The sequence below is a fragment of the Gaoshiqia sp. US2 genome, from assembly GCF_059705485.1.
Genome location: NZ_AP048550.1, coordinates 3,578,083 through 3,602,667, shown reverse-complemented (window position 1 = coordinate 3,602,667; position 24,585 = coordinate 3,578,083). Strand labels below are relative to the sequence as shown.

Below are 24,585 nucleotides of genomic sequence, written 5' to 3'. Positions count from 1 at the left end.
AACCGAAACATGAACCGAAAACTTCAATCTTACGCCATTTGCCTGATGCTTTTGCTTACACTGTGTGTTCCGCAAATAACTTCAGGACAGATGAATCACAATCAGACGCTTTGGAAAACCGGTGAAGGCGCTTATAAAGGATACCGGATACCGGCAATTGTTGTCAGCGCCAAAGGAACGGTTCTGGCTTTTGCCGAAGGCCGGAACGACGGTGGCGACAGCGGTGATATCGATCTGGTTCTGAAACGTTCAACCGATAACGGGAAAACATGGAGCGAAGAGATCGTCGTTTGGAACGATGCCCTCAATACCTGCGGAAATCCATGTCCTGTTGTTGATGAAAAAACAGCGCGGATTTGGTTGTGGATGACCTGGAATTCCGGGAAAGATGATGAAAGTGAAATTATTCACAAAACATCCGTTTCATCCAGGCTACCTTTTTTGTGCTACTCTGATGATGACGGGTTGACCTGGTCAAAACCCATTGATATGTCGGTAAGTTGTAAAGATCCTTCCTGGGGCTGGTATGCTACCGGTCCGGGGATTGGCATTCAACTGAAAAACGGAAAGTTTAAAGGACGATTAGTGACACCGGCCAACCACAGTTACGATGACCCGGACGGCACTGTTCGCAAGGGTCCGTTTGGTTATGGCGCTCACGTGCTGATTTCGGACGACTATGGTAAAACATGGCGAATGAGTGCGCCGATTAAACCCGGCTGCAACGAAAGCCAGGTGACCGCGTTGTCCGACGGCACCTTGTTGATGAATATGCGTTCCTACAACGACAAATACAGCCGGGCCGTCTCTCTGAGCAAAGATGGCGGCGAAACCTGGAGCGAGGTGGAACATGATTATCAACTGGTCGAGTCAAAATGCCAGGCAAGCATTCTGAATTATGGAAGTTACAAAGGAAAAAACTATCATTTGTTTTCCAATCCGGCCGTACCGGTTGGCCGCAGCCACATGACCATCAAAATCAGCGAAGATGATTGCGCAGACTGGCAAACAGGCATTCTTGTTGATGCCCGTCCCTCGGCCTATTCCTGTTTAGTAAGGCTTTCCGATGGGAACATTGGGATTTTTTATGAAGCAGGGGAAAAGAAACCATTTGAAATGATGCGATTTGTAAGCATCTCCCCAAAAATGATCTTTAATGCAAAAAGGTATTAGATGTGAAAACTAATCATGTACTCTCAATAAGAAGGGGGACAGCGAATCCCCCTTCCAATGCAAAAACTAATCATGTTCAGTATTAATTAACCAAACACTTTACAAAGATGAAAAAAAAGTTTTGTATCGGAAGCCGGCTTCGATATTCCATCCGGTTTTTACTGATGTTCCTTTTTTCTTTTTTTATAATTGAAGTTTATTCGCAGGAACCGGGTCTCATTACCGGAACTGTTACAGATGAACAAGGATTACCGCTGCCGGGGGTAACAGTTGTGATAAAAGGTACAACAACCGGAGCAATCACAGATTTGAACGGACAGTTCTCGTTGAGAACACTAAAGAACGAGGTATTGTCATTCTCTTTTGTTGGCTATCAATCCCAAGAAGTTATTGTTCGCGATCAGTCTGAAATCAACATCAGGTTGATTCCTTCAACTCAAGGTCTTGACGAGGTGGTCGTAGTTGGTTATGGCACCCAATCGCGAAGGACAGTCACCTCAGCTATCACAAAAGTAGGCGGCGATGTGCTCCAAAACATTCCGATCAGTACTGTTGGCGATGGTTTGAAAGGTAAAATTGCTGGTGCCCGGTTATATACCAACAATTATACACCTGGATCCGACCCAATTATCCGCATCCGCGGAGGTTCTTCGATCAACAAAAGCAACGACCCTTTAATTCTGGTTGATGGTATTGAAAGGGCGTTTTCAGGTATAAATCCGAATGATATTGAATCGGTCGAAGTTTTGAAAGATGCTGCTTCAACTGCAATCTATGGTTCACGGGCTTCAAACGGCGTTGTTTTGATCACCACCAAAAAAGGATCAAAAAGCAAAGCTCCTCGGATTACTTTTGATATGAGTGTAGCCCATCAGGAGGCTGAATCTCTGATTGACTTTATGAATGCCGAAGATTATATCAACACCGTCCGTCCTGCAGTCGCTGTCGGCCCTAAGCCGCAATACAATTCCCAATCGGGGTATTCTGCAAGTTCGGGCAACGATGCCAACTCAATTTATACAACCCGTTACCTGAATGCAGGGGAAACTATTCCTGAAGGTTACAAGTCAATGCCAGATCCTTTAGACCCATCTAAAACCCTAATTTTTCAGGACAATAGCTTTCAGGATTTGATTTACCGAAATGCATTATGGCAAAATTATTACGTTGGAATTGACGGCGGCAGTGACGAGATCCAATATGCCGCCAGCGTTGGATACACCGATGATTCGGGTGTAGCTGTTGCAACAGGTTATTCCCGTATCAGCACCCGTGCTAATACGAATATCAAAATTTCGGAAAAACTTTCACTGAATGCCGGCATTGATTTCTCAACTACCTTATCAGAGGAATATGAAAGCCAGCAGAACGTTATTTCCAGAGGGCTATCCAGTCCGCCAACCCAGCGGGTTTACAATGAAGACGGGACTCCAACACCCGGGTACAATGCCACTTCACCTAATCCCCTTTGGTATGCTTATACGCGCGACCAGTCGGAGAAAAACAACAGGCTGGCCCTTTTTGGAGAGATGACATATCAAATTGTCAATGGCCTTAAGGCCAATGTGCAGGTATCTTCTTACAATCATGTAAGCCAATACGATTATTTCGAAAAGGCCCATAAGTTTAATGGGTTGAGGCCAACAAAATCCAATTTTAGCGAGTTGTCGAGAACCAAACTGGACGCCTATTTTTCGTATGTGAAATCAATTAATGATGTCCATGCGCTTTCTGTAATGGCCGGATATTCCTATCAGTTGCGCAATTCCAAATCCCTTTCGGCTGCTGTTTCCGGGGCCAGTTCCGATAAAGTCCCGACATTAAGTGCGGGACCAACAAAAACTGCGGCAGACAGCAATTTTGAAGAGGAAGTTCTGATCGGCTATTTCGGGCGTTTTTCATATGATTATCTGAAAAAATACATGCTGACTTTAACCTTCCGCGAAGATGCTTCATCGCGATTTGCAGATGGCAATCAGTGGGGCTTTTTTCCAGGTGCCTCCGTTGGTTGGATGATTTCAGAAGAATCGTTCATGAAGAACTTTAAACCGATCAATAATTTAAAATTCAGGGCAAGCTATGGGCAAACCGGGAATAACTCCATCGGTTTATACGATGCTCAAGGCAGGTATTCCACGGATACAAAGTATTACGGCATGGCAGGGATCAGGCCTTCAGCGATGCCTAACCAGGAACTTACCTGGGAAACATCTACCCAATTGGATGCCGGGTTCGACCTTGCAATCCTGAACAACAGGGTCTCTGTAAGTGCCGATTATTTCAATAAAATTACTGACAACCTTTTGTTTAGTAAAAGTTTGCCAAATACATCGGGTTTTAGTTCTGTACAAACAAATATTGGAAAAGTGCGGTTTCGCGGTTTCGATTTTGAGTTGACAACACAGAATATCCTGAAAAAGGATTTCAAATGGGAATCAAAATTAACTTGGAGCTACGTAAAAAACCTGGTGCTTGAACTTCCTGACAACGGGCGTGACAAAAACCGTATTGGTGGCATTACTTTGCCCGATGGGACCGCATTTGGCGGCACAGCGGAAGGCGAGCCACTCTACAGGTACTACGGATATATGGTCGAGAGCATTCTTGAAACAGAAGAAGCTGCAGCGAATGCCCGTTACGATGATTTTGCCAAAGGTTGGAGTACGACAGATAAGAAATCGGTGAAAGGCAGGAAATCAGTGGGTGATTACGAATGGATGGACCGTGACGGAGACGGAAAAATAAGCAGTATAGACCAGTTTGAGTTGGGAGTGACGGTTCCGCATACAACTGGCGGACTGAACAACAGCTTTAAATATAAAAACTTCGGAATGAATGTATTTGTTGATTGGGCGATTGGGCACTACATTAATGACAATTCGTTCATGCGTTACTTTATGAATACTTTTGCCAACAATTACACCTTGGTTGACGAGGTAAAAAAAGCTTGGAAACAACCCGGTGATGATACAAAATATGCCCGTTTTACAGCCAACGATCCTGATGACGGGAATGCAAACTTTTCAAGGACATCGAACATCTTCAACTATAAAGGCGATTACCTGTGCATCCGCGAAGTGAGCCTGCAATACAGCATTTCTCCGGAAAAGATCAGCAAATGGGGCATTTACGGGATTACTTTTACGCTTTCAGGCAACAACCTGCATTATTTTACGGCAGTAAAGGGCATTAGCCCGGAAGTTGGTGCCTCAACTACTTATAATTCGTCGTATTACAATTATCCTGCGATCCGCAGGTATGCGATTGGGGCGAAGATTACATTCTAAATTTAATTAATGACCTACGCAAAAAATATAGAAATGAAAACGAAAGCATTGATATACACATTATTTGTTGTCTTTTTCCTGTCATCGTGCCACGATGACCTGCTGGTGTCGCAGAAAAGCCAGATTACGGCAAATTCGATGTGGACCAGCGAAAACGACGCCACTGCAGCCATGTATGGTATGCATAACCAGTTTCGTTCGGCTTTTTCAGCCGGGTATATTTATTGGGGCGAATACCGCACAGGGTTGTGGGGTGAAGGCCTGGCTTCCCAGTCTGACCGTGATAATACTTATTTGAACCGCCTGAGCAGCAGTCATGGCCAGTCGAATTGGGCAGGGATTTATACAACCATCAACGATTGTAACCTGATTTTAAAATATACACCCAATATTCCATTCATAAACGAAGACAATAAAAATAAGGTGTTGGCAAATGCCCATTTTGTGAGGGCGTTCTGCTACTATTGGATCGGGCGAGTGTGGGGAGATGCCCCGTTACTGCTGAATGGTTTTGAATCTGACAAACAGGATGATTTGTATCCAAGCCGGACGGCTGCTTCTGAAATTTTTGCACAGGTGGAAAAAGACATTAATGCTGCTTTGGCCGCTATGCCAGCCAATGTGGCCGATCGAAACCTAGTATCACGCGGTTCCATCAATCTGCTAAAAGCCGATTACTGGATGTGGATGGCGAAAGTGAGGAACGGAGGAACAACGGCCTTGCAAAATGCAAAAACCGCATTGGGCGAGGTTATTTCCAATTCAGCTTATTCACTGCTTTCCGACTTTAATTCAGTATTTAGAAATGAATTGAATAATGAGATTATTTTTGCATGGAGTTATGTAAAAGATGAATATACGGGAGGTTATCCGGCTGATTACCTTGTCCCTTCACAATATACATCGACAGCAACTATTGAAAACCCAGTGAAAGTGGGAAGCCATCAGCAGTGGGCATTTTACACACAGGCATACAAAGATTTTCTGTCGTCGGTGCCCGGCGACAAGCGTACCATTGTCAGCTTCGAAACATTTTTTGATACCCCAAAAAATCAGACATTCCAATGGATCAATAAATACGCTGGAACATGGGAGAGCGGAACCCGCATATTCGATTCGGATATAGTAGTTTACCGGTATGCCGATGTTATTTTATTCAATGCAGAAGTCGAAAATTCTCTCGGCAATAAAGGTGCAGCAATCAGTGAACTGAATAAAATAGCAAAACGGGCATATGGCATCGATAATTATTACCCGGCAACGCTTACCGCAGCCGAAGTCAACGAAAAGATAATTGACGAAAGGATGAAGGAGTTTGCCGCCGAAGGAAAAATATGGTGGGATTTCGTCCGTTTTGGTGTTGCATTTGCAAAAGTGCCGAGCCTGATTGGTAGAGAAAATGAACAAAACATTTTATTGTGGCCGGTCAACTCAGCGTCAATCAATGGCAATCCGAATATTAAACAAACCCCAGGATTCTTATAAAAAGAAAGGCTGCATCAAAAACACGCCAGCATTCGTGATTTTTGATGCAGCCTTATTGGTTTTTTTTTGGAAGAAGGAATATGAGAAATAAACAGACCAGCTTGTTAAAGCACGCAGTGACCGGAGTTTCAGTTGTCTTTACGCTTTTTGGTTGTAGCGAACCGGTTCAGAAACCCAATGTCCTTTTTATTGCAGTGGACGATTTGCGTCCGACTTTAGGATGTTACGGCGATAGTTTGGCCATTTCTCCAAATATCGATAAGCTGGTTTTGCAAGGCACTGTTTTCACCTTGGCATATTGCCAACAGGCAGTTTGTAATCCGTCCAGGGCCTCCATTATGACCGGCTTGCGCCCGGATCAGATTGAAGTAACCGATTTGCACAAGCATTTCAGGGAGAAACGTCCGGAAATTGTCACTATGCCCCAACTGTTCATTAAAAACGGATACGAAGCAGTGGGAATCGGTAAAATCTACCACGGAACAAAAAAAGCGCAGGATCCTGTTTCGTGGACCAAAAAGGCGCTACTGGCTACTTCCGTAAAAGCCAATGAATACGCCCTACCTGAGCATAAAACCGGCGATAAGCAAGCCGCTTACGAACAGGCCGACCTGGAGGATATTAATTACGAAGACGGACAAATCGCAAAATTGGCCATGAAGCAGTTGCAAGAGTTTAAAACAACCGGCAATCCTTTCTTTCTGGCCGTTGGCTTCAAAAAACCACACCTGCCTTTTTCCGCACCCAAAAAATATTGGGATTTATATGATCCTTCAAAATTTGACGAGATTCCTAATCGTGAAAAACCGATGGGTGCTCCAGATATTGCGTTCCATCTATCGCAGGAATTGAGGGGCTACAAGGATATACCAAAGGTCGGTGAAATTGGTGCAGAAAAAGAAAGAAACTTGAGGCACGGCTACTATGCGTGCGTCAGTTTTGTTGATGCCCAGGTGGGCAAAATCATGCGAACCCTAGAAGAACTTGATTTGGCTAAAAATACCATTGTAATTCTTTGGGGCGACCACGGTTATCATTTAGGGGAACAGGGATTGTGGGCCAAATCAACCAATTTTGAATTGGACACCCAGATCCCGCTGATTATTTCCGCACCCGGACAATCAAAAACAGGTACACAGTCAAATTCAATCGTGGAAGCAATCGATATCTATCCAACCCTAGTTGATCTGTGTGACTTAAAACCGGAAGGCGAGTTGGCTGGAGTAAGTTTAAAACCCATTCTTTCAAATCCTGAAACTGAACTAAAAGACGCGGCATTTAGTCAGTTTGTGCGGCCGTATTCCGCTCTGTTTGCCGAACCAGCCAGCCATATAGGTTATTCGGTAAGAACAAAAGAATGGCGCTGCACGGCTTGGTTCAACAAGCAAAACGATTCGGTTGATTACACGGAGTTGTACTATTTGAAAGATGTTGGAGTCGAAAAACAAAATTATGCCGGAAATCCAAAGCATCGTGAAATCGAATCCAAATTGCTTGAGTTGCTTCGAAACTATAGCCAACAGAAATACCAAGATATTGAAACTGTTAATCTTAAATAGTGAGAAGATATGAGTATACGAAACTTTCAATGGGTGGCATTGGTGGCGGCCATTTTTTTTGTCGCTGAACAAACCTCCGCCGATAATAACTGCAAAACTTTCGGAGTGCGGCTTGCTGCCTCGTTGGAAGTTCTGCAGGAACAAACTCCGGCACTAACGGGCAAGGGTGACAACACCATCCTCAAAATCAGCATGCAGCTCGCAGGGGCATCAAAGTACCGGGTAACTAAAGTCAGGATAAACCTCGGGGGTACTTCCGATTTGAATGACATTGAATCGCTCCGGCTTACCTATATCGGGTCAGACGAAAACAATCCCAACGCCAACCGGCAATTCGGAGAAACACTGCAGCCGGCAGCAACAACAGTTGTTTTCAGCGACGAACTGAATATCTCGCAACCAAAAGCAGTTTTTCGCTTATCTGCCAAATTGAAAAATCAGGCGGACCCGATTCACAAGATCGATGCTTCCTGCGAACTGATTGTGGTTAATCAAACTGAAGTTGTGCCCGAGGTTCAGTCGCCCGAAGGTTTTGTGCGTATGGGTATTGCCCTCCGCCAACACATGGACGACCAAGTACACACTTACCGCATTCCCGGTCTGACAACCACCAAAAACGGCACGCTGCTGGCTATCTACGATGTTCGGCGGGAAAGTGCGCGCGACCTGCAGGGTAATATGGATATTGGACTGAACCGCAGCACCGATGGGGGAATCACCTGGGAACCCCTGCAGATTGTACTCGACCGCGGCGCCTGGGGAGGGCTTCCCGAGAAGTTTAACGGCATCAGCGATGCCTGCATCCTGGTGGATGAAAACACCAACACCATTTTTTTGGCCGGTTTGTGGATGTACGGGGTGTTGGATTCAAATGGAAAATGGATTGAAGGACTGACTGAGAACTCAACCAACTGGCAGCACCAGTGGAGCGGAAAAGGTTCGCAGCCCGGTTTTGGTGAAAAACAAACCTGCCAATTCCTGATCACCAAAAGCACCGACGACGGGCAAACCTGGTCGGAACCGGTGAACCTGACACGCATGTGCAAAAAAGAAGAATGGTGGCTTTGGGCGCCGGCTCCCGGGCATGGCATTACCCTGAAAGACGGGACGCTTGTTTTTCCGACACAGGGACGCGATGCTTCCGGGAATTCCTTTTCAAACATCACCTGGAGCAAGGACGGCGGAGAAACCTGGCACACGAGCAAGCCGGCCAGCAGTGGAACTACCGAAAATATGGTTGTCCAGCTAAACGATGGGTCCATCATGCTCAATGCCCGCGACGGAAAAAACAAGGGCAATCTTTCTTCCACAAATGGCCGGGTGATTAGTTTAACGAACGATTTGGGCGAAAGCTGGGCAGTTCATCCCACCTCAAGAGGGGCATTGATTGAACCGGCCTGCATGGCCAGCCTGCACAGGCATGAATACACCGAAAACGGACAAAAGAAAAGCATCTTGTTGTTCTCAAACCCAAACTCAAAAACGAATCGCGACCACATGACCATCAAAGTGAGTTTTGACGATGGCGCTACCTGGCCCGAAGAGCATTGGCTTTTATTGGACGAAGGGAAGGGGAGAGGTTATTCCTGTCTGACTTCGATCGATGAGCAAACCATCGGTATTTTATACGAAGGGAGCCAGGCCGATATGGTTTTTCAGAAAATCAGCCTGGAAGAACTGATCAACCAATAGCAGGTTTCCGTTGCGAAGTCAGCGACAATGCAGAAAACAGAAGATTGGAATGATTCTGTTGCAAACTTTCAGAATTGGATAAAAAAGTAGCATGAGGTCTTTAAAACACCACGAAATTTCCGGCAACTGGGCAACACTTTTATTGGCTACCGATAACCATGGGAACATCAATTTTTCAAAACTGGCCGATGAAATCGATGTGTTGGTTGCTTCCCGTCCAAATGGTATTTATTCGAATGGCACGGCCGGCGAGTTTTATGCCCAAACCGAAGATGAGTTTGACCGGATCAGTTTAATGTTGTCCGAAAAATGCGAAGAAACCGGCATTCCTTACCAGATTGGGGTGAGCCACATGAGCCCGCAAATTTCGCTGGAACGTTTAAGGCGGATCCGTCAGTTAAAGCCTGGTGCGGTGCAGGTTATTTTGCCCGATTGGTTCCCGGTCACTTTGGCGGAGGCAGTTGTTTTTCTGCAAAAAATGGAAGAAGAAGCAACTGGAATCAGTTTGATCCTGTATAATCCGCCTCATGCAAAAAAACAGTTACAGCCCGAAGAATGGTCAATTCTGAAGAAAAAAATTACCTCGTTGGCTGGTTTGAAGGTGTTTGATCAAAATGGCGATGCCAGTTGGTATGCCAGTATGCGGAAAAACCACGAAGAGTTGTCGGTGTTTATTCCCGGGCACCGGCTGGCTACCGGCATTCAGAACGGAGCGTTGGGCTCGTATTCCAACATGGCCTGCCTGAACCCCTTTGCCGCGCAGCGTTGGTACGAACAAACAAAAACCGATCTGCCGGCAGCTTTGGAACTCGAAAAGCGAATCAATCAGTTTATGAAAGAATTGATTTCCCCGTTCATCGCCGAACATCACTACCCCAATCACGCGTGTGACCGGTTTATGGCCTTGGTTGGCGGCTGGGCCGATGTGGGTGCAAAACTTCGTTGGCCATACTGTTCAATCCCCGAATCTTTTGTAACACAAATTCGTCAGAAGTCGCAAGCGTTAATCCCTGAATTTTTTGGGCAGTATTGATTCAAAACGGCAACCCCGGTAATCTCATCAATTCACCTCTCTGAAACCGGTTTCGCGCTGATGTGTTATAAGAATAGTTTAAATCCGGGCTCAAAGCTGTAAATTTGCTAAACGGGTTCCGGATTTTTCACTTATTTCGCGCCCTTCAAATAAATGAATGTATGACGCGCACCGAAGAAGAAAAGATAAATGAACTTTGTAAGCTATTGCTGGAAATCGGCTCATTGCTCATGATTTCAGGGGCAAATACAGCACGGATCAGGATTACCATTTTACGTATTGCCGGCGCTTACGGCTACAGTGCCGAATTGCTGATTACGCACCGGGCATTGATGTTGACCCTGTTTGCAGAGGATAAAGATTATTTTTTCAGCAGGTTAAAACGTACGCTGCCGCACGGGATTAACTTTAAAATTGTGAGCGGTATAAGCCGGATGAGTTGGAGGATTGTGGAAGAAAAATGGAACCTGCAACAGGTTCAGCAAGAGTTGGATCGGCTTAGGGTCCTGCCGCATTATCCGCGTCTGGTGACCCTGTCGCTGGTTGGTCTGGCCGGCGCTTCGTTTTGCCGTCTTTTTGGCGGCGGGCTGATTGAAATGCTGATTGCCTTTGTGGCCACCGTTATCGGATTGTTTGTCCGCCAGGAAACGGTTAAGCGGGCATACAATATCTATTTATGCGTGTTTATGGCCGCCTTTGTTTCGTCATTGATTTCCGGGATGGCCGTGTTCCTGAATATTGGAGAGCATCCGGATTACGCGTTTGCTACTTCAGTTTTGTATTTAATTCCGGGCGTTCCGTTAATTAATTCACTGACTGATTTGCTTGATGGCAATATTATGAACGGGATTGTGCGCGGAATAAACGGTTTGATGATCGCTTTTTCGATCGCTTTAGGCTTATTGGGCGCTATTTTGATTTATAACATTTGATTTGCTCATAGAACGAACTCACAGTAACGTTGATTTACAGATATGGAATGGATTTTTTTTGTTGAAAAATGGGTTTGGTTGGGCTTCGCGGCTTTAGGCTTTGCTATTTTGTTTAATGTGCCGCTTCGCACTTTGTGGCCCACATTTGTACTGGGCGCCTTGGGAGGGGTATTAAAATTGGTTACCATGAGCCTGGGCGGCGGAATTGTCCTGGGGTCATTTCTTGGAGCCGTATTGATTGGTTTTATGAGTATTGCCGCAGCACATTATAAACATGCGCCACCAATGGTTTTTGCCATACCCGCGGTGATTCCGATGGTTCCCGGAGCATTTGCTTACCGGATGATGATTGGGATTGTCAAGCTCACCGGAGATGTCGATCCTGCCGTCTTTGTCGAGTTAATGAACGACACAGTGAGTAATGGCTTGAAAGCCTTATTCATCCTGTTGTCTCTGTCGCTGGGTGTTTCTGCGCCCATGTTACTTACCCGGAGGGAGTCGGCAAAAGAAATTAAAGTGTCCCTGAGAATTGACGAGTTGATTAAAAAATAATTCTTTGCCGGATGTCGAACATGACTTATCTTTAGTCGGATCAAAAAAGCCAGATTGATATGAGACGACTACCTTTACTTCTTCTTTTGATGTGTTCGTTGTGCCTGTATGCACAAAATCCCGAAAAGAAAATATTAACAACCAGCGACTTTGCCTCGTGGAATACCATCGAAGGTGTAAGCATTTCCGATAATGGCCGTTATGTCGGTTACGAACGGAATCCGCAACGGGGAGATGGTAAACTGCTGATTTATCATTCCGGGTCCGGTCAAGTGGACTCCATTCCACGAGCTTACGGAGCAATTTTTTCGCCGGAAGAAAATTTTATCGTCTTCAAAATCAAAGCGCCCGTTGATTCGCTGCGGAAGGCTGAACTTCGGAAAGTAAAAAAGGAAGATATTCACCAGGACAGCCTGGGTGTTTTCTTCCCGGAAACAAAAAAAACGTACAAGTATCCTAAGCTGAAATCATTTGCTGTTCCGAAAGAAAATGCCGAATGGATTACCTTTCTTACCGGTGAAGAATTTGTAACAAATGATTCCGTTCTGCAAGCCGTCGAAACTCCCGGGAAAGATAAAACGCCAAAAAATAATGGCGACAAGGTGAAAAATATGATCCTTTTTCATGCAAAAAGCGCAGATACAATCCGGGTTACAGGCGTAACCGAATTTTATGTGCCGAAAGAAGGACAATGTATCGGGTTTATCCGCGAAACGGGCGATTCGCTTAAAATGGCTTCGGTACACTTATTTGATCCGTTATCGCGCGAAATCCGAACGGTTTTTCAGGCGCAGGGCGAGGCAAAAAAACTGGTCACCGACGATCGGGGAACCCGCTTTGCTTTTTTGTTCTCGCCCGATACCACCGAAATAAAAACATTTGTACTGAAGACGGGAAGTTGTAAAAGCGGACTTTTCGATTTTCAGGTGGATAAAAGTACGCAGGGAATGCCTATTGGATGGACTCCATGCGAACACGGGAACCTGTTTTTTTCGGAAAACGGAAGCCATTTATTTTTTGGCACAGCACCGCTTCCGGTGCAGGAACCGAAAGATACGCTGACTGCCGAAGAACGGGTTCAGGTAGATGTATGGAGCTGGCACGATTTGGAGCTGCAAAGTCAGCAAAAAGTGAATGTTGAAAAAGAAAAGAAACGCAGTTACCTGGCTGTTGTTTTCCCGGCTGAGCAAAAATTTGTTCAACTGGCTGATCCGTCAGTTCGCGACATCACCACCACGGCGAAAGGAAATGGCAAATATGCCCTGGGAAAAGATGAGCTACCATACAAGCGGGCTTTATCATGGACCGGCAACTCCAGCGGCGATTACTATGTGGTGGATACGGAAACCGGAGCGAAGCAAATCATGGTACGGAATAAGGATCGGGTATGGATATCTCCTCAGGGAAAATATCTGGTCTGGTACAATCCGGCCGACAGCAGTTATTATGCACGTTCAACAAACCCGGAAAGTCAATCCGTTAACCGGCTTACCCAATCCATTCCCCTTGCATTTTACGATGAGCTGAGCGATACCCCGGAAGATCCCCAGCCTTATGGTTTGGCCGGATGGAGTAAAGACGACCGGTTTGTATATATCTACGACCGGTACGACATTTGGAAAATTGATTTAGGCATGACGACAATTCCGGTCAATGTAACCCGTGGTTTTGGCCGGAAAATGAATCTGCGCTTTCGTTACCTGAAGCTCGATCCGGAAGAAGATTTTATTGATCCTGAGAAAACGACCCTGGCCGCTTCATTTGACGAAAACACCAAAACTTCTGGTTTTTTCCGGATTGATTTCAGAAATTTTCAGGAACCCCGCTTGCTGCTTGATGGAAATTATAAATTCGGAATACCACAGAAAGCAAAAAAACAGGAAAAGATCGTATATACCCGGGAAAGCTGCGTTGAATTTCCCGACCTCTGGCTGAGCAATCTGAGGTTTGAAAAACCAGTGAAAATATCGGATGCCAATCCTCAGCAAAAACAATATAACTGGGTGGATGTCATGCTGGTAAAATGGACCTCTTTTTCGGGTGAGAAAATGGAAGGTCTCCTGTATATCCCTGAAAATTTTTCAGTCCGGAACAGCTACCCGATGATCGTGTATTTTTATGAACGGAATGCTGATCTCAAGTTTGCGCATTCGATCCCTTCGCCAAGCCGCTCTGTGATTAATAAACCGTTTTACGCCAGTAACGGGTATCTGATTTTTGTACCCGACATTGTCTATAAAAACGGTTATCCCGGCCAAAGCGCGTACGACGCGATTGTTAGCGGAACACAATACCTGATAAATAATTACCCCTTTATTGACGAGAAAAAGATTGGTTTGCAGGGACAAAGCTGGGGAGGTTACCAAACAGCCTACCTGATTACGCAAACCGGGATGTATGCTGCCGCAATGGCCGGCGCCCCGGTCAGCAATATGATCAGTGCGTACGGTGGTATCCGCTGGGAAAGCGGCATGTCGCGTATGTATCAGTACGAACGGAAGCAAAGTCGGATTGGCGGGACATTCTGGGATAAACCGATGCAGTACATCGAAAATTCGCCCTTATTTTATGCGCCAAAAGTGAAAACCCCGTTGCTGATTATGCACAACGATAACGACGGGGCAGTGCCCTGGTACCAGGGAATTGAGCTGTTTACGGCCCTTCGCCGGCTGGATAAACCGGTTTGGATGCTGACCTATAACAACGAACCGCATAACCTGAAGAAGGAAAGCTGGGGAAACCGCATGGATCTGGATATTCGCATGAAAGGCTTTTTTGATCATTACCTGAAAGACAGGCCAATGCCTTTGTGGATGAAAAACGGTATACCGGCTAAAAACAAAGGGATAGAAACGGGGTATTAACCGAAAACGCTTATACGGAAAAAGGCTCAGGCAGCAGATTTCGTATGAATCGCGCCCGGGCCTTTTTCGTTGATCGCTGATTTGTTTTTTATTCGAGGATCAGTTCAATCACCGGAATCTCCACATTGGGTTTTACAACCGGAAGACTCAGGTTCAGGTCGTTCTCCGATCCTTCTTCTCTCATCCCGTGTCCGTAGCGGCTGGTTATTTTAATTTCGGAGGCATCGTGAAGGAATTGGGCGTATTTCACTTTCCCCTTGTACCCGGGCAAGGTAAAATTTTGCAAGGGATAATCGAGTAAATGCACGTAGAGCCGTTTGGTTCTCGGGTTGTATGTCAGCAGGCTGTGTTCAGGAACAGCATAGGTTGCAGGAGCTTCCGTACATCCGTAAATCGAGCGGTTATTGTATTTCATCCAGTTGCCCATCGACTCCAGCGCAGCGTTGGCCCGTTCATCGAATACCCCGCGGGCTGTTGGTCCGACATTCAGCAACAGGTTCCCTCCCTTGCTAACCGATTCAATCAACAGAACCAGCAACTGTTTGGTGTCTTTCCACGAGGTTTCGTCGCGGTAGTAACCCCACGATCCGCTGAAGGTCTGGCAGGTTTCCCAGGCAACCCGTTTGCCGTTCACTTCGGGCCATTTGGACACTTTATATTGTTCCGGGGTCGTAAAATCCCAGCCATCTTCGTAATCTTTCAGATCGAGACGGTCGTTGATCAGGATGTCGGGCTGAAGCCCGCGAACCATAGACAGCAGCTTTTTTGAATCCCAGTCGGCATGACCTTTCCCGTTTTCACCGGGGTATGAAAAATCGAGCCAGAGAATATCAATTTTTCCGTAATTGGTCAGAATTTCGCGGACCTGGTTGTGAAGATATTCGCGATATTTAGCCATGTCGCGGTTTTTATTAAGTTCGGCATATTGTGCCGGGTCGCTTGTTCGTTGCGGGTGGACGCGGTCGACGGTGAAATGCGGGTGGTGCCAATCGATCAGCGAATAATAAAAGCCAATACCCAGCCCTTCGGCGCGGAATGCGTCCACAAACTCTTTGATGAGGTCGCGGCCAACCGGAGTATTGGTGGCTTTGTAGTCGGTATATTTTGAGTCGAACAGGCAAAAACCTTCATGGTGTTTGGTAGTGATCACAGCGTATTTCATCCCGGCTTCTTTGGCTTTTTTGGCCCATTCGCGCGGATTGTACAAATCCGGATTAAAGTAATCGAAATATTTCTGGTAGTCGGCATCCGTGAGCTGTTCCCTGTTTTTGACCCATTCGTGGCGGGCCGGCAAAGCATACAGCCCCCAGTGAATAAACATACCAAAACGATCGTTGGTCCATTGGGCCATTCGCTCGGCCTTTTGAGCATCGGTTTCCTTGCCCAGTTTACCCGGTTGAGCAAACAAATGAGTAGCTGTGAAAATCAGCATCACCAGCATAACAGATTTTTTCATTGTAATTGATTTAGGTTGATGTTTGTAGTCTGTACCTGATATTTTCTGCGTGAATATCAGTCTGATGTCAAAGATAAAAATTAGTCTGAGATGACGACAGGGAGAGAGTGAAAACAGTAACAGAAATTCAAGCTGAACTCATTTCTCAGCCCGGACAAACCCCGGGTGCAGCTGTGATCGTTTGTTTACCCGGGTGATTTGCGGGATTGCCGGTTTTGCTTTGTATATTTGTAGGAAAGCAAAAATTTAACAAAATGGTACTTCAGATATTGCTCGTCATTTCGATTATCTTACAGTTGTTTGCCGTAGGGGTCGCCATCAAACTGACCAAAGTGACGAAATACAACTTTTCGTGGATCTTGCTGACCATTGGATTTATTCTGATGGCCATCAGCCGTCTGGTTGAGTTTCTGCCTTATATCAGCAATTTTGAACCGCAGGAGTTGGGCGAAGTTATGGTTTGGTTTGGCGTGGTTATTTCGCTCACCTTTGCCATTGGCGTATTTATGATCCAGCGGATTTTTAAGTATATGAAACGCGTTGAAGATTCGCGGCGTTTAACGGAAAAAATGTTTCTGAACACGATTATCCAAACCGAAGAGAAAGAGCGTAAGCGCTTTGCCAAAGACCTGCACGACGGACTGGGGCCTTTATTGTCGACCGTGAAAATGTCGGTTTCGTCGCTGGCGCAACTTGAACACGACAAAGCCTCGGATGAAATTGTTCGCAACACCGAGATGGTGATTAATGAAGCCATTAAATCGTTAAAAGAAATTTCGGACAACCTGAGCCCGCACGTGTTGGATAATTTTGGCCTGCTACGGGCTCTTCGCAACTTCTCAAACAAAATTAATGCAACAAAAGCGATCCGGATTAAGCTGGATTCGAACCTGGGAGATGAGCGTTTCGACACCAATGTGGAGGTAGTACTCTACCGGGTTGTCTGCGAATTAATTAACAATACCATTAAACATGCCCGGGCAAAAAAAATTGAAATCAGTTTGATCAAAGCTGAAAAAAATCTTACCATTGTATATAAAGACAACGGCAAAGGTTTTAATCCGAATAAATTACTGAGCCAAACCGGCAACGAGGGCATGGGTTTCTCAAATATTTTTTCACGCATTAACTCGCTGAAAGGTGAAATCAATGTGGAAAGTGGTCCCGGAATGGGGACAGTGGTGGTTATAAAAGTAAAAACGGAAGATGAATAGTACAATCCGAAAGATTATTCTCGTTGATGATCATACCTTATTTCGAAACGGACTGCGAATTTTGCTAAACAGTTTGAACGGTTACCAGGTGGCGGGAGAAGCCGCTAACGGACAGGAATTTATCGACTTGCTCGAAACGACTGCCGTTGATTTGGTTTTGCTCGATATTGATATGCCGGTAATGGATGGAATTGAAGCTGCCAGGCGGGCTATTCAGAAGTACCCCGATCTGAAGATCATCACCTTATCGATGTATGGTGAAGAAGATTACTATTATAAAATGGTCGACGCGGGAGTGAAAGGATTTTTACTGAAGAATTCGGATATGAACGAGGTGAAAAGCGCCTTGAGCGCCGTGTACGAAGGAGGCAATTACTTTTCGTCGGAGTTGTTGCAAACCCTGGTAAACAGCCTGCGTTCCAGTTCGAAAAGTAAAGTGCCGCAGTCGGATCTTTCGGAACGCGAAATAGAAATTCTTATCTTAATCTGTCAGGGTTTGTCAAACCAGGAAATTGCCGACCAGCTTTTCATTTCAAAACGCACCGTCGATAAGCACAGGGCGAATATTCTGGAAAAAAGCGAATGTAAAAACACCGCTCAGTTGGTGATGTATGCGATTAAAAATCAGCTGGTTGAAATATAGATCGTTTCACAGATCAATTAAATCGTGCTTCAACGCGTAGATAATTACTTCAACAATATTTTTCGAACCGGTTTTTTCCATTAAACTGGCCCGGTGCTTTTCCACCGTCCGGTCGGAAATTCCCAATTCATCGGCAATAATTTTTATGGGCAGCCCTTTGCACGATAATTTCAATACCTCCACTTCACGTTTCGAAAAAATATTTTTTTCACCGGTTCCGTTCTGTTGTTTCGGATCAACAGTCTTCAAGTCAAAAGCTTTTTGAAGTTTCCGGGCAAGCTCGCCGCTTACATCGACCTTTTCTTCGGAAAGAATGCTCACCAGACGGTTATATTCGTACTTATCGGCCAGTTTGTTGATTTCGACAGGGGCCAGCAGTCCGATCATGAGGGTGAAGCCTTTGTATTTTTGACTGCCGGTGACGTACAGTTTACACTGATCGATGGTCCGGTTGGGGTTAATCAGATTAATTTGTTCATCAAAGCCTTTCAGTAAGCCGGTGGAGCATTTGACCACCTTGTTCTGGATGGATTGGAAGGTACTTGCATCAACCAGATTCTTAAATGACATGATCTTCAGGTCGTCAGGCGTGATGCCTGTCATTTGGGTGAATGCCTGGTTGATCTCATAGATTGTTTCACCGTCGAACAGGAAAATCCCATTGGGAGACAGTTCAACCAAAGCCCTGTAATTCTTTTCCCCCATATTAACCAGGTTTTCGTATTTCGATAAACGGACTCTGATTGATTTCAGAAGATCGTCGTTGCTAAAAGGTTTTACAATGTAATCATCAACACCCAATTCCATTCCCATACGGATTTCGTCCAGATCGGATTTGCCGGTAATGTAAATAAACGGAATTTTATTGGTAATTGAGCTGTCGTTCAATATATTATATACCTGATAGCCGTCGAGTGGGCTCATGTTGATATCACATAAAATTAAATCGGGGGAAAATTCATAGGTTTTTTGAATTCCTTCGGAACCGCTGTTCGCAATTTCTGTTTCATAACCATTTACCGACAGGACATTCTTGAGGGTTTTCGATAACAACAAATCATCCTCAATGATTAAGATCTTCTTAGCGCTCATTGGTTAAGAATTTTTATTTTGACACTGGAGCCTTCATCCAATTCGCTTGAAATTTCAATTTCTCCGTGCAGAACATCGATGCACTTTTTTACAATCGCCATGCCTAATCCGCAGCCAGTAATCATTTTAGCATTTCTCGACCGTTTAAACGGTTCAAGTATCCACGCGAGTTCATCCTCAGGAATCCCAATGCCGTGGTCTTCAACTTCAACAACCAATTTTGTATCTGTGGTAAATGCCCTCAAATTCACCGTTTCAGATGAAAATTTGAGCGCGTTGTCAATGACGTTTAAAAGAATCTTTTCCAATAATTCTTTGTCTGTGTTAAACGAATGATGATTAAAATTGGTCTCCAGCTTTATTCTGTTTCGGTTGAATTCGGACAAGCTCATTTTCTCGGCGAAGTCAATGAAGAGATCCTCCAGATCTACCTGAGTTATATTCACCTCCAATTCGCCTTTATATGAAACATTTAAAAAGTGAACGTCATCAATAAAGCTGCCGATTGACTCAATGGCTTCTTCGCACAACAGGAAGGTTTCTTTCACAATGTTTTCGTCGAGCTGATAATTGAATTTTCTGAGAAGCTGAACATTCGAACTGATAATAGCAAGAGGAGTCCTCAGTTCGTGCGAAACTGAACTGATTAATTGACGTTCGGGCTCAAGCTCCGACGAGTTGGTGCCGGAGTAGTAAATCGTTGGTAAAGTTTCTTTCAATTTCCCTGTATCTAAATCTTTATAAAACCATCATCGGTACAATTTACAACAATTAACTTGTATCTTCGTCAAAAAAAATTAAAGAGATGATTCCTAAAATAAAATTTGCCGGCGAAAATTTCATTTTACTGGCGGGACCCTGTGTGATTGAAGGTGAAGATATGGCTTTCGCGATAGCCGAAAAAATTTGTCAGATCAGTGAAAAGCTACGCCTTCCTTTTGTGTTTAAAGGTTCGTATAAAAAGGCCAACCGCTCGCGTTTGGATTCGTTTACCGGTATTGGCGATGTGAAATCGCTGGAAATACTGCAGGCTGTAGGCGAAAAATTTGGAATCCCGGTGGTAACGGATATCCATTCGGCAGCAGAAGCCGAACTGGCAGCAAAGTATGTAGATGTGTTACAAATACCTGCTTTTTTATGCCGTCAGACCGATTTGCTGATTGCAGCTGCCGAAACCGGAAAAGTTGTTAATATAAAAAAAGGACAATTTTTGGCGCCCGATTCGATGCAGTTTGCCGTCGATAAAGTTCGCGAAAGCGGCAACCAGCGGGTGATGATTACCGAGCGGGGAACCACCTTTGGTTATCAGGATCTGGTGGTCGATTACCGGGGAATCCCGGAGATGAAGAAAAACAATTGTCCGGTTATTTTGGACATTACCCATTCGTTGCAACAACCCAACCAAAGCAGCGGTGTTACCGGCGGACGCCCCGAATTGATTGAAACCATCGCGCGTGCCGGTATTGCTGTGGGCGCCGACGGTATTTTCATTGAGACCCATCCCAACCCGGCAGTAGCAAAATCGGATGGCGCCAATATGCTTCGGCTGGATTTATTGGAGGGGCTTTTAACGAAACTCGTTAAACTAAAACAAACGGTTGATTCGTTGTAATTAATCCTTAAAACAATAGAAAGATGAAAACCCGACGACATTTTTTCAGACAGGCCCTGGCCGGAGCCGGTTTCCTAGGACTGTCATTTTTATCAAAAAGAACCAATGCCGCCGAACTCAAAATAAAGATGGAGAGCGGTTTTGTTCATCATGTTTTTTTCTGGTTGAAGAATCCTGGCAGCGAAGCCGATTGTAAACGTTTGGAAGAAGGATTGAAACGATTGGTTACAATTCCGGAAATTAAGATGAGCCATGTCGGCAGAGCGGTTGAATCGTCGCGCGAGGTGGTTGACGATTCGTTCAGCTATTCCTATCTGGCCGTTTTCGACAGTCAGGCTGATCAGGATATTTACCAGGTTCACCCAACCCACCTGAAATTTGTGGAAGAGTACGGCGATTTATGGGAAAAGGTGATTGTTTACGATGCCATGTAAGCCGGGTGTGTTTAATGGAAGAAAAGATAAGCCATTAAAATGGCCGCAATAATACCGGTAAAATCCGCTATGAGGCCGCAAGCCAGGGCATGGCGGGTTTTTTTAATCCCCACCGAACCAAAATAAACGGCCAAAATATAAAAGGTTGTGTCGGTTGCACCCTGCACCGTACTGGCAACACGCCCTACAAACGAATCGGCCCCGTAGGTGTTCATGGCGTCGATCATCATCCCCCGGGCGCCGCTGCCACTTAAGGGTTTCATAAATGCCGTGGGCAAAGCCTCAATAAAATCGGTATTGATGCCCACTTGAGTCAGCGCCCAGCCAATGCTGTCGGTAAGCCAAACCATTGCCCCCGAAGCCCTGAAAACGCCAATGGCCACCAAAATGGCAATCAGGTAGGGGATGATTTTCACGGCCACTTTAAATCCGTCTTTTGCCCCGTCGATAAAGGCTTCGTAAATGTTTATCTTTTTGCGTAAACCCAACAGAATAAAAAAGATAATGACCGAAAACAGGACCAGGTTGCTGGCTACGGTCGAAATCAGGGTAATCTGCTCTTTATCAAGGCCTGAGAAATACCAGATAATCCCGATGATCAGCGCTGTAACTCCACCCAGATAGGAGAGAATGGTTTTATCGAGCAGGTTTATTTTTTGATAATAGGCCACCGAAATGAGTCCGGCGAGGGTTGAGAAGAAGGTGGCCAGCATGATGGGAATAAAAATGTCGCTTGGGTTAACGGCGCCCAGTTGTGCCCGGTAAACCATGATGCTGATGGGCAAAAGCGTCAGCCCGGAAGTATTCAGCACCAAAAACATGATTTGAGCATTGGACGCTTCGTCTTTCTTCGGGTTGGTTTCCTGCATTTCCTGCATGGCTTTTAAGCCCATCGGGGTGGCTGCATTGTCGAGGTTAAGCATGTTGGCGGCAATATTCATCATGATTGACGCCTGGGCCGGATGATTCTCGCCCAGTTCGGGAAACAACTTTTTGAAGAAAGGTCCGACAATACGTGAAAACACCCGGACGACTCCGCCGTCTTCGCCAATTTTCATGATCCCCATCCAAAGGGTCAACACTCCGGTTAGACCCAGCGAAATTTCAAAACCGGTTTTGGCCATATCAAAGGTCGATTCCATCATCGCCGGAAAAATACCGGTATCTCCCATAAAAATCAACTTAACCAGCCCGACAGCAAAGGCGACCAAAAAGAAAAAGATCCAGATGTAATTTAAAGCCATAACCAAATGATAAACGGATAACGAAATGTGAAACTACAAAAAACGGACGACATAAACTTCAGTAAAAAATGATATATTCGCCCTCAATGAGTGATTTGGGGAAGATTCACGGTTTAAAATATTCCTTATTTTTGCGAAGGATAATATTATTGGTTATACCCCCGTTTTTTTAATGTTCTTCATAAAAACAGATCTATGCTAAACAACATTTTATTACAACTAGGAACACAGGTTGCCGAAGGCGCCGGCGAAATGGCTCAAAATGCAGCACAGGAAGGAATTGTGACCCGTTTTTTTGATCTGGCGTTGAAAGGAGGCTGGATTATGATCCCGATTGTAGCCTTGTCGCTGGTGGCTGTGTTCATCTTTTTTGACCGGTACTTTGCAGTAAAAAAAGCCTCAAAAGTTGATCATTCACTTTTAGAACGGGTAAAAGATTATATCATGCAGGGAAAGATTGATTCGGCGCTGGCTATGGCCCGTTCGCAGGATAACCCGACAGCGCGGATGATTGAAAAAGGGATTACCCGCATTGGCCGCCCGATGTCTGATGTGAATGCGACCATTGAGATCGTAGGTAACCTGGAAATCGCGAAACTGGAAAAAGGCTTGCCTGTTTTGGCCAGCGTGGCCGGGGGCGCCCCGATGATCGGCTTCCTGGGTACGGTTATGGGGATGATTCAGGCGTTTTACGATATGGCTAATGCCGGGAACAATATTGATGTGACCTTGCTTTCTTCGGGTATCTATCAGGCCATGGTGACCACGGTTGCCGGTTTGATTGTGGGTATTGTCGCCTACTTTGCCTATAACATCCTGGTTTCGAATATTGAAAAAGTTGTTTTCAAAATGGAGGCGGCAACTTCTGAATTTCTGGATTTGTTGAATGAACCTGCAAAATAAAAACAATGGCATTTAAACGTAGAAATAAAGTAGACGCCAGTTTTAGCATGTCATCCATGACCGACATCGTGTTTTTGCTGCTGATCTTTTTCATGGTCACTTCGACATTGATTGCACCCAATGCCCTGAAGTTGCTGTTGCCGCAAAGCAGTAACCAGACGGCTGCAAAACCCATTTCGAGCATTTCAATTACGGCCGACCTGAAATATTTCATCAATGTCGACGGGCAGTTAAAACGCGTGGCTTTTCACGAAATAGAACCTGCCCTGCTCAGCAGTATTGGAGATAACCCCGAAGCCTATATTTCGCTTCATGCCGATAAATCGGTGCCGGTTGAGCAGGTGGTAAAAATTATGAATATTGCCAAACGGCACAAATATAAAATGATACTTGCCACAGCGCCAGAGAACTAATGAGTTACTATTCAGAACATAAGGAAGGATTTTGGGGGACGGTCGTTGTTCATGCAATTGTTCTGATCCTCTTGTTTTTTCTGTATTTTTTTACACCCCTGCCATTACCGGGCGAAGAAGGAATCCTGGTAAACTTTGGAGACTCGGAGCAAGGGTCAGGCCGTGAAGAACCGGCCCCGGCCCGGCGCCCGGAAAGTACGCCCGTTGTTGAAGAACGCAGGCAGGCGGTTAATCCGCCGCCACCAACGGTTCAGCAAACGCCGCCGCCGGCTCAGGCGAAGGAAGAGGTGATGACCCAGGATTTTGAGCAGACGGTAGCACTGGAAGCGGCAAAAAAGAAAAAGGAAGAAGAAGCTAAGAAAAGGCAGGAAGAGCTCGACCGGCAGAAAAGGCTTGACGATCAGAAAAAACAGCAGGAACTCGACCGGCAAAAACAGGCTGAGTTGGAAAAGCAGCGGCAAGCTGCGCTTGAACGACAAAGACTGGAAGAAGAACGTTTACGCAAAGAAGCGGAACAAAAACGGATTGCCGAAATTAATTCGCGTGCGGCCAATGCCTTTGGGGCAGGTGGTGCAGGAACCAGCACAACAAGTACCGGTCAGGGCGTGACCTTTCCAGGCGGCAACCAGGGAAGTCCGACCGGGGTGGCCGGCGCTGATAATTACGGTAGCGGCGGCAGCGGCAGCGGAACATCCGGAAGCGGACCCTCGTTCAGCCTGGCGGGACGAAATGCCTTGTCGCTTCCCAAACCTAGCTATCCGGGAAATGAAGAAGGTGTCGTAGTAGTAGCCGTTACGGTTGATAAAAACGGCAACGTTACGGCCGCAGAAGCAGGCGTGCAGGGAACAAATACCTATAATGCCAATCTGCTGGCTGCTGCCAAACAAGCTGCCTTGAAAGCAAAATTTAATGCCGACCCCAATGCGGCGACTTATCAAAAAGGGACGATTACTTACCGGTTTGTGCTCGATTAAGGGTCGGTGAAAATTTTCAAACA

General features: G+C 45.5%; 20 protein-coding genes. 16 read left to right on the top strand and 4 right to left on the bottom strand.

Annotation, left to right across the window (positions count from 1 at the left end; genetic code table 11):
* Positions 1 to 9 precede the first annotated feature (9 nt).
* From AC6H3C_RS14520 to AC6H3C_RS14480, 9 genes are all read left to right on the top strand, one after another.
* Complete coding sequence (locus AC6H3C_RS14520) at positions 10 to 1,173, top strand: sialidase family protein (protein ID WP_497516122.1); 1,164 nt, start codon at positions 10 to 12, stop codon at positions 1,171 to 1,173.
* 107 nt (positions 1,174 to 1,280) lie between these two features.
* The gene (locus AC6H3C_RS14515; RefSeq protein WP_497516121.1) at positions 1,281 to 4,460 is read left to right on the top strand and encodes a SusC/RagA family TonB-linked outer membrane protein; all 3,180 of its coding nucleotides are present in this window, start codon (positions 1,281 to 1,283) and stop codon (positions 4,458 to 4,460) included.
* A 33-nt stretch (positions 4,461 to 4,493) separates the two neighbouring features.
* On the top strand, positions 4,494 to 5,945 hold the full coding sequence (locus AC6H3C_RS14510; protein WP_497516120.1) for a RagB/SusD family nutrient uptake outer membrane protein: 1,452 nt from the start codon (positions 4,494 to 4,496) through the stop codon (positions 5,943 to 5,945).
* Between the two features lie 80 nt (positions 5,946 to 6,025).
* Positions 6,026 to 7,504, top strand: coding sequence for a sulfatase (locus tag AC6H3C_RS14505; protein ID WP_497516119.1), 1,479 nt, complete (start codon positions 6,026 to 6,028; stop codon positions 7,502 to 7,504).
* A 9-nt stretch (positions 7,505 to 7,513) separates the two neighbouring features.
* Complete coding sequence (locus AC6H3C_RS14500; RefSeq protein ID WP_497516118.1) at positions 7,514 to 9,196, top strand: exo-alpha-sialidase; 1,683 nt, start codon at positions 7,514 to 7,516, stop codon at positions 9,194 to 9,196.
* Between the two features lie 91 nt (positions 9,197 to 9,287).
* Positions 9,288 to 10,229: a dihydrodipicolinate synthase family protein gene (locus tag AC6H3C_RS14495; protein WP_497516117.1), complete on the top strand. Its 942-nt coding sequence runs from the start codon at positions 9,288 to 9,290 to the stop codon at positions 10,227 to 10,229.
* Between the two features lie 161 nt (positions 10,230 to 10,390).
* The gene (locus AC6H3C_RS14490; protein ID WP_497516116.1) at positions 10,391 to 11,161 is read left to right on the top strand and encodes a threonine/serine exporter family protein; all 771 of its coding nucleotides are present in this window, start codon (positions 10,391 to 10,393) and stop codon (positions 11,159 to 11,161) included.
* A gap of 42 nt (positions 11,162 to 11,203) precedes the next feature.
* Complete coding sequence (locus AC6H3C_RS14485; RefSeq protein ID WP_497516115.1) at positions 11,204 to 11,713, top strand: threonine/serine exporter family protein; 510 nt, start codon at positions 11,204 to 11,206, stop codon at positions 11,711 to 11,713.
* A 59-nt stretch (positions 11,714 to 11,772) separates the two neighbouring features.
* Positions 11,773 to 14,577, top strand: coding sequence for an alpha/beta hydrolase family protein (locus AC6H3C_RS14480; RefSeq protein ID WP_497516114.1), 2,805 nt, complete (start codon positions 11,773 to 11,775; stop codon positions 14,575 to 14,577).
* A gap of 88 nt (positions 14,578 to 14,665) precedes the next feature.
* Here the strand turns inward: AC6H3C_RS14480 and AC6H3C_RS14475 are convergent, their stop codons facing one another.
* Positions 14,666 to 16,033, bottom strand: a complete 1,368-nt coding sequence (locus AC6H3C_RS14475) for an alpha-L-fucosidase (RefSeq protein WP_497516113.1) — start codon at positions 16,031 to 16,033, stop codon at positions 14,666 to 14,668.
* Positions 16,034 to 16,287: 254 nt separating this feature from the next.
* Here AC6H3C_RS14475 and AC6H3C_RS14470 point away from each other — a divergent pair, with 254 nt between their 5' ends.
* Together AC6H3C_RS14470 and AC6H3C_RS14465 are read left to right on the top strand one after the other, a co-directional pair.
* Positions 16,288 to 17,247: a sensor histidine kinase gene (locus AC6H3C_RS14470; protein WP_497516112.1), complete on the top strand. Its 960-nt coding sequence runs from the start codon at positions 16,288 to 16,290 to the stop codon at positions 17,245 to 17,247.
* Complete coding sequence (locus AC6H3C_RS14465; protein ID WP_497516111.1) at positions 17,240 to 17,890, top strand: response regulator transcription factor; 651 nt, start codon at positions 17,240 to 17,242, stop codon at positions 17,888 to 17,890. Before AC6H3C_RS14470 ends, AC6H3C_RS14465 begins: the two co-directional genes overlap by 8 nt.
* A 6-nt stretch (positions 17,891 to 17,896) precedes the next feature.
* On the opposite strand, the gene AC6H3C_RS14460 is transcribed toward AC6H3C_RS14465, so the two are convergent.
* Together AC6H3C_RS14460 and AC6H3C_RS14455 are read right to left on the bottom strand one after the other, a co-directional pair.
* Positions 17,897 to 18,982 carry a response regulator gene (locus tag AC6H3C_RS14460; RefSeq protein ID WP_497516110.1) on the bottom strand — a complete coding sequence of 362 codons (1,086 nt, stop codon included), beginning with the start codon at positions 18,980 to 18,982 and terminating at the stop codon, positions 17,897 to 17,899.
* The gene (locus AC6H3C_RS14455) at positions 18,979 to 19,701 is read right to left on the bottom strand and encodes a sensor histidine kinase (protein ID WP_497516109.1); all 723 of its coding nucleotides are present in this window, start codon (positions 19,699 to 19,701) and stop codon (positions 18,979 to 18,981) included. The genes AC6H3C_RS14460 and AC6H3C_RS14455 overlap by 4 nt, the downstream gene beginning before the upstream one ends.
* Positions 19,702 to 19,787: 86 nt before the next feature.
* On the opposite strand from AC6H3C_RS14455, the gene kdsA reads away from it, so the two are divergent.
* Both kdsA and AC6H3C_RS14445 read left to right on the top strand, forming a co-directional pair.
* A complete protein-coding gene (gene kdsA, locus AC6H3C_RS14450) occupies positions 19,788 to 20,594 on the top strand; it encodes a 3-deoxy-8-phosphooctulonate synthase (protein ID WP_497516108.1) in 807 nt (268 codons plus the stop codon).
* 23 nt (positions 20,595 to 20,617) lie between these two features.
* Positions 20,618 to 21,028, top strand: a complete 411-nt coding sequence (locus tag AC6H3C_RS14445; protein WP_497516107.1) for a Dabb family protein — start codon at positions 20,618 to 20,620, stop codon at positions 21,026 to 21,028.
* A gap of 11 nt (positions 21,029 to 21,039) precedes the next feature.
* On the opposite strand, the gene AC6H3C_RS14440 is transcribed toward AC6H3C_RS14445, so the two are convergent.
* Positions 21,040 to 22,272, bottom strand: coding sequence for a nucleoside recognition domain-containing protein (locus AC6H3C_RS14440; protein WP_497516106.1), 1,233 nt, complete (start codon positions 22,270 to 22,272; stop codon positions 21,040 to 21,042).
* Between the two features lie 195 nt (positions 22,273 to 22,467).
* Here AC6H3C_RS14440 and AC6H3C_RS14435 point away from each other — a divergent pair, with 195 nt between their 5' ends.
* From AC6H3C_RS14435 to AC6H3C_RS14425, 3 genes are read left to right on the top strand one after another with little or no spacing between them, the layout of a single operon-like run.
* Entirely contained in the window at positions 22,468 to 23,175 is a 708-nt protein-coding gene (locus AC6H3C_RS14435; protein WP_497516105.1) for a MotA/TolQ/ExbB proton channel family protein, read from the top strand.
* Positions 23,176 to 23,180: 5 nt separating this feature from the next.
* Positions 23,181 to 23,588 (top strand): ExbD/TolR family protein, encoded by a 408-nt coding sequence (locus AC6H3C_RS14430; protein ID WP_497516104.1) that lies wholly within the window; start codon positions 23,181 to 23,183, stop codon positions 23,586 to 23,588.
* Positions 23,588 to 24,562 carry a TonB family protein gene (locus AC6H3C_RS14425; protein WP_497516103.1) on the top strand — a complete coding sequence of 325 codons (975 nt, stop codon included), beginning with the start codon at positions 23,588 to 23,590 and terminating at the stop codon, positions 24,560 to 24,562. The genes AC6H3C_RS14430 and AC6H3C_RS14425 overlap by 1 nt, the downstream gene beginning before the upstream one ends.
* The last annotated feature ends 23 nt before the right edge of the window (positions 24,563 to 24,585 follow it).